We start from the raw sequence: 9,191 nt of genomic DNA on the forward strand, positions 1-9,191 counted from the left end.
CGACGAACACAGAGACCAAGACATGAACATGGCTACGCATCTTGAAGAGGAACAGCTGATCCTCGATTCGCTCGACCGCTTCCTCGAGACCGAAGTGAAGCAGCACGTGCATCAGCTCGAGCACGACGACATCTACCCGGCTGAGATCGTCGAGAAGATGAAGGAGCTGGGCCTCTTCGGCTGCATCATCGACACCGACTACGGCGGCCTGGGCCTCTCGACCTCCACCTACGCGAAGATCGTCGCGCGCATCTCCGAGACCTGGATGTCGCTGTCCGGCATCATCAACTCGCACCTCATCATGGCCGCCGCGGTGCAGCGCCACGGCACGCCCGAACAAAAGGCGTACTACCTGCCCAAGTTCGCCACCGGCGAGCTGCGCGGCGGCATCGGCCTCACCGAGCCCGACGCCGGCACCGACCTGCAGGCCATCCGCACGGTCGCGAAGCGCGACGGCGACCACTACGTCGTCAATGGCACCAAGACCTGGATCACCAACAGCATGTACGGCAACACCATCGCGCTGCTGGTGAAGACCGACCCCGCCGCCCAGCCGCGCCACAAGGGCATGAGCCTGCTGATCGCCGAGAAGGGCCCCGGCTTCAAGGTCGCCCGCAAGCTCGAAAAGCTCGGCTACCGCGGCATTGACACCTGCGAGCTGGTGTTCGAGGACTACCGCGTGCCGGTCGACCGCCTCATCGGCGGCGTCGAAGGCGTCGGCCTCAAGCAGGTGCTGTCGGGCCTCGAGCTGGGCCGCATCAACGTCGCCGCGCGCGGCGTCGGCGTCGCCAGCGCCGCGCTGAAGGAGGCGACCAGCTACTCGCAGGTGCGCAAGACCTTCGGCAAGCCGATCTGCGAGCACCAGGCCATCCAGCTCATGCTCGGCGAGATGGCGACCCGCGTCGAAGCCTCGCGCCTCCTGGTCGAATCGGCCGCCAGGGCCTACGACGAAGGCCGCCGCTGCGACATGGAAGCCGGCATGGCCAAGTACTTCGCCACCGAATCGGCGGTGACCAACGCGATGGATGCGATGCGCATCCACGGCGGCTATGGCTACTCCAAGGAATACAACATCGAGCGCCTGTACCGCGACGCGCCGCTGCTGACCATCGGCGAAGGCACCAACGAACTGCAGCGCATCATCATCGCCAAGCAACTCATCGAGAGGAACCCGGCATGAGTCTCCCCCTTGCAGGCGTGCGCATCATCGCCGTCGAACAGTACGGCGCGGGTCCCTTCGGCACGCAACATCTGGCGGACCTCGGCGCCGAGGTCATCAAGGTCGAGAACCCGGGCGACGGCGGCGACGTCGGCCGCAGCGTCGGCCCCTATTTCTTCGACAAGGGCGACAGCCACTTCCACCAGTCCTTCAACCGCAACAAAAAGAGCATCACGCTCGACCTGAAGAAGCCCGAAGGGCAGGAAGTGCTGCATGAGCTCGTGAAGACCGCCGACGCCGTGTTCGACAACCTGCGCGGCGACATCCCTGCAAAGCTCGGCCTCACCTACGAGCACCTGAAGGAATACAACCCGAAGATCGTCTGCGGCCACCTCTCCGCCTACGGCCGCACGGGCGAGCGCGCGAAGTGGCCCGGCTACGACTACCTGATGCAGGCCGAAGCCGGCTACCTCTCCGTCACCGGCGAACCCGACGGCCCGCCGGCGCGCTTCGGCATCTCCATCATCGACATGATGACCGGCACCATGTCCGCGCTGGGCCTCGTGTCGGCCATCGTCGGCGCCCGCGCGAGCGGCGTGGGGCGCGATGTCGACGTCAGCCTCTTCGACGTCGCCATGCACAACCTCAGCTACCTCGCCACCTGGTACCTCAACGAAGGCGTGGTCACCGGCCGCGCGCCGCGCTCCGCCCACCCCTCGCTTACGCCCAGCCAGCTCTACCGTACGCAGGACGGCTGGATCTTCATCATGTGCAACAAGGAGAAATTCTTCGGCGTGCTGTGCGAACTGATCGGCCGGCCCGAATGGGCGACCGATCCGCGTTTCGAGAACTTCGCCGCGCGCCTCGCGCACCGCGACGAACTCACCGAGATGCTGGACGCCGTGCTGATGACGGCCACAACTGCCGACTGGATGCAGCGCTTCGGCGGCAGCGTGCCCGCCGCCCCGGTCAACGACATCGCCCAGGCGCTCGACAATCCGTTCGCGCGCGAGCAGGGCCTCGTCGTAGATGTCCCGCACCCCGCGCGCGGCACCATCCGCACCGTCGCCTGCCCGATCCGCTGCCCCGGCGAGGAGCTCCCCAGACGTCCCGCGCCCCGGCTCGGAGCGGATACACTCGCCGTCCTCGGCAGCATCAGGGACGATGACCAATGGATCGCGAACTTGAGCAGGAATCAGGTGATATGAACCCCCAACCCCCGCAGCTGCTGGCCTCCGGTCAGCCCCGCTATGTCGTGCTCGCGCAGGCATTGATGGACGACATCGTGTCCGGGCGTTATCCGCTCGACGGCCTGCTGCCGACCGAGATCGAACTGTGCCAGCAGTTCAACGTCAGCCGGCACACCGTGCGCGAGGCCATCCGGCGACTGAGCGACCTGGGGCTGATCAGCCGGCAGCCGGGGGTGGGCACGCGCGTCAAGGCGACCCAGATCGCCTCGCGCTACACGCAGTCGAGCGATGGCATAGAGGACCTCTACAAATTCGTCCGCGATGTGCGCCTCGCAGTCTCCGGCCACGGCGACGTGATCGCCGACGAAGAACTCGCCGAACTCCTCGAATGCAAACGCGGGCAGGCCTGGCTGCACGTCGAGGGCCTGCGCTACGTCGCCGACGAGACGGTGCCGATCGCGCGCACCGACGTCTATATCGCGCGCGCCTACCGCGGCATCGTCGAGGATCTCGGCGACGAACAGGTCCCCATCTACTCGTTGATCGAAAAGCGCTACGGCCTGCGCGTCGTAGAGGTGCGCCAGCAGGTGCGCGCGGTCAATATCGGCACCACGGACGCCGCGCGGCTGCATGTCGAACCCGGCTCGGCCGGCCTGCAGGTCGTGCGCAAGTATTTCGCCCCCAACGACGAACTGCTCGAAGTCGGCGTCAGTCTTCACCCCGGCGAGCGCTTCAGCTATTCGTCGACACAACGCCTCGAACTCCAGAACGGAGGCAAGGGCCGGTGAAGGCCGTCGTCATCCCGCTCGCGGCAACCCTTGCCGTGCAAGCGCTCGTCTCCATGGCCGCGCTCACGGCGCCGGTGCTCGCCCCCGAGGCCGGCGCCGAACTCGGCATCCCCGCCACGCTGGTTGGCGTGTTCGTCGCCCTGATCTACGTCGGCGCGATGCTCTCCAGCCTCGCCAGCGGCAACCTCGTCGTGCGCTACGGCGCGATCCGCGTCAGCCAAGTATGCCTCGTCCTGTGCGGTGCCGGTGTGGGGCTGGCGGCCGTCGGATCCCCCGGGCTCATGGCCGTCAGCGCGCTGCTGATCGGCCTCGGCTACGGCCCCGTGACGCCCGCGAGCTCTCACATCCTCGCGCGCACGACGCCCGCGCATCTGATGGGTTTCATGTTCTCGCTCAAGCAGACGGGCGTGCCGCTCGGCGGTGCCCTTGCGGGCGCGCTGGTACCGAGCTTCGTGATGTTGTGGGGCTGGCGCGGCGCCGCCTTCGCAGTCTGTGCCGCCTGTGCAGCGATGGCACTGCTCGCACAGCCGACGCGCGCGGGCTTCGACGCAGACCGCGACCCCGCGCGCCGCATCTCGCTCGCCGGCGTGTTCAAGCCCCTCGCGATGGTGTTCGCCTATCCGCGCATCCGCGACCTCGCAATCTGCACCTTCTTCTTCGGTGCGATGCAACTGTGCCTGACGACCTATCTCGTCACCTACCTGACGGCCGCCTACGGCATGCCGCTCGTCACCGCCGGCCTTGTGCTCGCAGCGACCCAGGGCGCCGGCATCGGCGGACGCCTCGTGTGGGGGCTCGTCGCCGACCGCTGGATCGCGCCGCGTCGCCTGCTGAGCCTGCTCGCACTGGCGATGGCCGCATCGTCGCTCCTCACCGCCGCCTTCGATCCGCACTGGCCGCTCGTCGCAGTCATCGCCGTCAGCATGGCCTTCGGCGCCACCGCGATAGGCTGGAACGGCGTCTACCTCGCCGAAGTCGCGCGCCTCGCCCCGGTCGGGCAGGCCGGCGCACTCACCGGCGGCACCTTGTTCTTCACCTACTTCGGGGTCGTCGCCGGACCACCGGCGTTTGCTGCCCTGGTCGGCGCGACCGGATCCTTTGCGGCCGGCTACGCCGCGATCGGCAGCGTGATCCTCGCCATCGGCCTCCTGCTGGTTCTGACACAGGCGCGCCGCCCGGCCGAATGCACCGAAACCGCCTGATTCCCTATATCCACTCGACCCCGACTCGCGATAATCACAAAGGAGACACCGGCATGTCCCCCCGTTCCTACCTCTTCGTCCCCGGCGACCGTGCCGAGCGCTTCGACAAGGCCTGCGCCGCCGGCGCCGACGCAGTGATCATCGACCTCGAGGACGCGGTAACGCCCGAGCGCAAGGCCGCTGCCCGCGAGGCAGTCCGGGCCTGGCTTGCGGCCGGGGGGCGAGCCTGCGTGCGCCTGAACGGGACCGACACCGAATGGTTCGACGACGACTGCGCGCTGCTCGACCTGTCCGGCGTCGTCAACGTCGTGCTGCCCAAGGCCGAGCGCGCCGACCAGCTGCAGCGCCTCGCCTCCCGGCTGCGCCCGGGCGTGCGCATCGTTCCCATCGTCGAAACGGCGCTCGGTCTGTGGAACGCGCTCGAACTCGCCGGCGCCCCCGGCGTCGAGCGGCTCGCCTTCGGCTCCGTCGATTTCCAGCTCGACTGCGGCATCCTCGGCGATGGCGAGGAACTCCTCTACGCGCGCTCGCGCCTCGTCCTCGCCTCCGCGATCGCCCGCATCGATGCCCCGGTCGACGGCGTCACCGTTGCAATCCACGACGCCGGACAACTGCAGGCCGACACCCGCCGTGCGCGCCAGCTCGGCTTCGGCGCCAAACTGTGCATCCACCCGAAACAGGTCGTTCCCGTGAACCACGGCTTCATGCCCGCCGAGGCCGAAGTCACCCACGCCCGCGCGATCATGGCCGCGGTGGACGCCGCAGCCGGAGTCGGGGTCATCACGCTCGACGGCAAACTCATCGACCGCCCGGTGATCGAACGCGCACGCAAGATCCTGGAGCGGGTGACAGCATGAATGCCCCCGTGTCCGCGCCACCCGAACTGATCGCCGACGAGTTCGCGCTACTCGTGCGCATGTTCCCGCTGGTGGGCGCCCGCGTGCTCGACCTCGGTTGCGGCACGGCCGACATGAGTCGCCGCATATTGAACGAGGGCGGGGCGGAGCGGGTCGTCGCGATGGAAGCCGACACGGTTCAGCACGCCGCAAACCTCGCCGCCGCGCCCATCCCCGGCCTTCGCTTCGAGCACGGCGGCGCCGAAGCCATCGCCCATCCCGACGCCACCTTCGACCTCGTGACCATGTTCAAGTCGCTGCACCACGTCCCGGTTGGCCTCATGGACCGCGCGCTCGCCGAGATCCGCCGGGTACTGCGCCCCGGCGGCGAACTCTACGTCTCCGAACCCGTCTTCGCCGGCGAATTCAACGAAATCATGCGCCTCTTCCACGACGAGGAAGAAGTCCGCGCCGCAGCCCTCGCCGCGACGCAGCGCGCTACCCGGGCCGGCATCTTCGCGCAGGTCGAGGAACTGCACTTCGTCGCCCCGATCGCCTTCCGCGATTTCGCGGACTTCGAGGCGCGCATGATGCACGTCACCCATTCCCGATTCGATCTCGATCCGGACCGCATCGAACGCGTTCGCCATCGCTTCGTTCAGTCGGCGGGTACCGGCGCCGTCCGCTTCGCGCGTCCGATGCGCGTCAACCGCCTGCGCCGGGTCGACTGAAGCGACCGGCGGCTGTCTCTTCGGCGACCCATCTTCCCTCCCTCTCCCGCGAGGTCGCCGAACCTTCCCCGGCCGCCCGAACAACGTGTCGGCGGCCGGGATATTTTTTTCGATCCCGCAGTCAACGTACACGCCGGTGCCGTGGGGCCGAGGTTGCGCGCCGCGGACGTCACAGTCGCGAGAGCAGCCGGGAAGACGTTGAAGCGGCATGGTCCGCCTGCTGAAGCGGTTCCCCCTACGCGGCCCCGGCACTCCGCTTGCCACGCTCGTTCGAGCAGCGGACTGAAGAACAAAACCTGCCCGAAGAAAATCCCCGGCGCCCCTGGAACGATTCGTGTGCAGCCTGCCTCAGCAATCACTCCCCGCGTTTTTGCCATGCGCTGCGCCACAGCGGGCTGCATCGCACTGTCCCTCGCCTGGATGCCGAACCTTCCCGCACAGGACCAGCCCGTCCCGGCCGCCATCGACACCGATGGCGTCCAGCGCGTCACCATCGTCGGCGGGAGCTACTTCTTCCGGCCCGATCGCATCCTCGCCAAGGCCGGCCGGCCGCTTCATCTCATCGTCAGCATGGAGGAGGGCATCGTTCCGCACCGCTTCGTGCTCGACGGCCCGGACGGTAAACCGGTCGCCGATATCGAGCTCGCCACGAAACCGAAGACGGTTCAGATCGAGCTGCCGCCGGGGCAGTATGCATTCAGCTGTCCGAACCGCCTCCTCATGTTCAAGAGCCATCGCGAACGCGGCATGTCCGGCACGCTCGAAATCCGCAACTAGCCCCACCGTCTCCACCGCCCGCGTCGGACCACGCCGGGCGTGGCCCCGACCGACCCGGAAACCACCATGTGTCGGTTTCACTCTAATAGACAAGGTCGCGAATAAGCGTCCATCCCCCTCGACAACTCCGGAGTCAGAGATGCGTACCGCCCTCCTGCTTGCGCTCGCCGCACTGCTTGCGTCCTGCGCCACCCCCGCCGAGCGTGCTGCCCAGGTCGAACGCGAGGTCGAACAGATGATCACCGTGTATGGGCCGGCCTGCGAACGACTCGGCTACAAGCAGGAGACCGACCCGTGGCGAGACTGCATCCTGCGGCTCAATGCGCAGGAGCGCTATGAGCGTTACAGCCGGATGCCCACATCCACCACCTGCATCGGTCATCGCGGATTCTTCCATTGTTCGACATTCTGAGAACCGGCCCCGGAGCTCCGAGGCGTGATCCTGCCCCTAAGCCCCGGGCCATACCCCGATTTAGGGGCGGTGCCATCATGACCTGCGGGCATGCGACGTGCGTTGGCTGATGCTCTCCCTGGCCCTGAGTGCGGCCGGTCCGGCTGCAGCGGATCTCCTGCACGACTCACAGGAACGCTTTCGTGCGCTCGAAGGCTACCGCGTCACCCTCCGTTCTCTCGCGGCCGACGGCCAGCGGCAAGTGATCGTCTACGCCTACCGCAAACCTGGCTGGATACGCCTGGTCTTCGTCGAACCCCATCGCGGCGCGGCGCTCGTCTATGATCCCGCCGCACGCCGCGTGCACCTCCGGCCGTTCGGCTCCGGGCACTTCCCCGTCCTCAACCTTGCCCCCGACAACCCCCTGATCCGCAGCGCCGGGGGGCACAGCGTCGATCGCTCCGATGTCGGATCGCTGCTCGCAAAACTCGTCGAACTGCGCTCAAGGGGCGGAGCCGGCGCGCCGGCCGACGCCGAAGTCGCCCGCCGCCCCGCGCACTTCGTCGAAATCACCGGAGCGGGGAGCGCCCACGTCGACGGCGTGCATCGCTACCGCGTCTGGTTCGAACAGGAGACCCTCTTTCCCCTGAAGGTGCAAAGCTACGACGCGGCGCTGGATCTCATCGAATCGGTCGACATGAGCGATGCCGAGCTCGACCCTGCCTTCCCGGAGCGTCTCTTCACTCCCTGACAGCGAGCAATCATGCGACCGCCGGCCAGCAACCAATACCACCTGACGACGCTCTGGCAGCTCGATGCGCCCATCGAGACTGTCTGGGACGTCATCACGCACCCCGAATGCTGGCCCGACTGGTGGGCCGGCGCCGAATCCGTCGTCGCGCTGGATGCCGGCGACCCCGACGGCATCGGCGCACGCCAGCAATACACCTGGAAAGGGCGCCTGCCTTACCGCCTGCGCTTTACCAGCTGTGTCACCCGTGTCGAGCGCCATCGTCTCCTCGAAGCGCGCGTCGTGGGCGAAGTCGAAGGCGTCGGCCGCTGGCACTTCGCCGTCAGCGACGGAATGACGACCCTCCGCTATGAGTGGCTCGTCTGCACCAGGTCGCTGTGGATGAACGTGCTCGCGCCCCTGGCCCGTCCCGTGTTCCGCTGGAACCACGATGCCCTCATGCGCGCCGGCGGCGTAGGCCTCGCCCGCCACGTCTGCGCCCGCCTGCATTGCCACGAGACCCGATCCTCATGATCCCGCCGTACCCTCTTGCGGTGGCCTGCGCCGCCATCTTTGCCGGCACCGTCGCCACCTTTGCCCAGATGCTGCTGTGGTGGTTCGAGGGGACGCCCGTCATCGATACGCTCCTGCGCGACGCCCGCCTGACCGCCGCCATCATCATGGGCGCCGACGTGTTGCAGCAGGGGCCCGGCTGGCGCTGGGACGTCATGGCGTGGGCAACCGCCGTCCACTTTGCGCTGTCGTTCATCTACGCACTGATTGCCTGGCCGCTCGCGCGCGCCCTGAACCTCGCCGCCGCCGTCGGTTTCGGCGCCCTCTACGGCGCCGCAATCTACGTGATCAACCTCCACGGCTTCACCTGCGTATTTCCCTGGTTCGATGTTTCCCGCGGATGGGTCACCATCCTCGCGCATCTGGTATTCGGCGCCGCCCTGTTCGCGAGCGGCGCTTGCCTCGCCCGTCGGATGCCCCCGCAGCGATTCGTCTCCGGGAGCCGGTAACAAGCGAAGCCCCACGGACTGCCGCAGCCCGAAACGAACTAAATTCGATGAACCGCGCTAAAGCGCTTGACGGCTTGATTGAGCTCTATATAATTCGCGCCTCTTCAGCGCTGCAGCGGATTCGTTGGTGGCGGTGGGGAGAGGAAAGAGGTGGGTAGTGCGGCGGCGGATTTAAAAAAGTTTGCTGCGGTGCTTGACGAAAGCGGTAAGGTTTGTCAGAATCTCTTTCTCGCTGAAACGGCAGCGGTTCTTTAAAAAATTGGACAACCGATAAGTGTGGGTGCTTGGTTGGCGCGACCGGAACTGCTTCGGCGGTTTTAATGTTGCAAAGATTGAGTGCTCATATGTAAGTCAGTAATGATTTC

11 protein-coding genes are annotated in these 9,191 nt (G+C 67.0%); all 11 read left to right on the forward strand.

All coding sequences use genetic code 11. The features are described from left to right. Positions 1-28 precede the first annotated feature (28 nt). The 11 genes from F464_RS0126175 (at position 29) to F464_RS0126225 (ending at position 8,826) form a co-directional block, all read left to right on the forward strand. The gene (locus F464_RS0126175; protein WP_157354215.1) at positions 29-1,180 is read left to right on the forward strand and encodes an acyl-CoA dehydrogenase family protein; all 1,152 of its coding nucleotides are present in this window, start codon (positions 29-31) and stop codon (positions 1,178-1,180) included. Beyond that, complete coding sequence (locus F464_RS0126180; protein ID WP_018992835.1) at positions 1,177-2,367, forward strand: CaiB/BaiF CoA transferase family protein; 1,191 nt, start codon at positions 1,177-1,179, stop codon at positions 2,365-2,367. Before F464_RS0126175 ends, F464_RS0126180 begins: the two co-directional genes overlap by 4 nt. Continuing rightward, entirely contained in the window at positions 2,364-3,137 is a 774-nt protein-coding gene (locus F464_RS0126185; protein WP_018992836.1) for a GntR family transcriptional regulator, read from the forward strand. The genes F464_RS0126180 and F464_RS0126185 overlap by 4 nt, the downstream gene beginning before the upstream one ends. Further along, positions 3,134-4,339, forward strand: a complete 1,206-nt coding sequence (locus F464_RS0126190; RefSeq protein ID WP_018992837.1) for an MFS transporter — start codon at positions 3,134-3,136, stop codon at positions 4,337-4,339. The genes F464_RS0126185 and F464_RS0126190 overlap by 4 nt, the downstream gene beginning before the upstream one ends. A 53-nt stretch (positions 4,340-4,392) precedes the next feature. Then, the gene (locus F464_RS0126195; RefSeq protein ID WP_018992838.1) at positions 4,393-5,196 is read left to right on the forward strand and encodes an HpcH/HpaI aldolase/citrate lyase family protein; all 804 of its coding nucleotides are present in this window, start codon (positions 4,393-4,395) and stop codon (positions 5,194-5,196) included. Further along, positions 5,193-5,906 carry a class I SAM-dependent methyltransferase gene (locus F464_RS0126200; protein ID WP_018992839.1) on the forward strand — a complete coding sequence of 238 codons (714 nt, stop codon included), beginning with the start codon at positions 5,193-5,195 and terminating at the stop codon, positions 5,904-5,906. Before F464_RS0126195 ends, F464_RS0126200 begins: the two co-directional genes overlap by 4 nt. 375 nt (positions 5,907-6,281) lie before the next feature. Beyond that, a complete protein-coding gene (locus tag F464_RS0126205) occupies positions 6,282-6,683 on the forward strand; it encodes a cupredoxin domain-containing protein (protein ID WP_018992840.1) in 402 nt (133 codons plus the stop codon). Between the two features lie 139 nt (positions 6,684-6,822). Further along, the gene (locus F464_RS0126210; RefSeq protein WP_018992841.1) at positions 6,823-7,095 is read left to right on the forward strand and encodes a hypothetical protein; all 273 of its coding nucleotides are present in this window, start codon (positions 6,823-6,825) and stop codon (positions 7,093-7,095) included. Positions 7,096-7,204: 109 nt separating this feature from the next. Next, complete coding sequence (locus F464_RS0126215; protein WP_018992842.1) at positions 7,205-7,825, forward strand: LolA-like protein; 621 nt, start codon at positions 7,205-7,207, stop codon at positions 7,823-7,825. A 12-nt stretch (positions 7,826-7,837) separates the two neighbouring features. Further along, complete coding sequence (locus F464_RS0126220; RefSeq protein WP_018992843.1) at positions 7,838-8,338, forward strand: SRPBCC family protein; 501 nt, start codon at positions 7,838-7,840, stop codon at positions 8,336-8,338. Next, positions 8,335-8,826, forward strand: a complete 492-nt coding sequence (locus tag F464_RS0126225) for a hypothetical protein (protein ID WP_018992844.1) — start codon at positions 8,335-8,337, stop codon at positions 8,824-8,826. Before F464_RS0126220 ends, F464_RS0126225 begins: the two co-directional genes overlap by 4 nt. Positions 8,827-9,191 lie beyond the last annotated feature (365 nt).

This window comes from Aromatoleum toluclasticum ATCC 700605 (assembly GCF_000378245.1).
GTDB lineage: Bacteria > Pseudomonadota > Gammaproteobacteria > Burkholderiales > Rhodocyclaceae > Aromatoleum > Aromatoleum toluclasticum.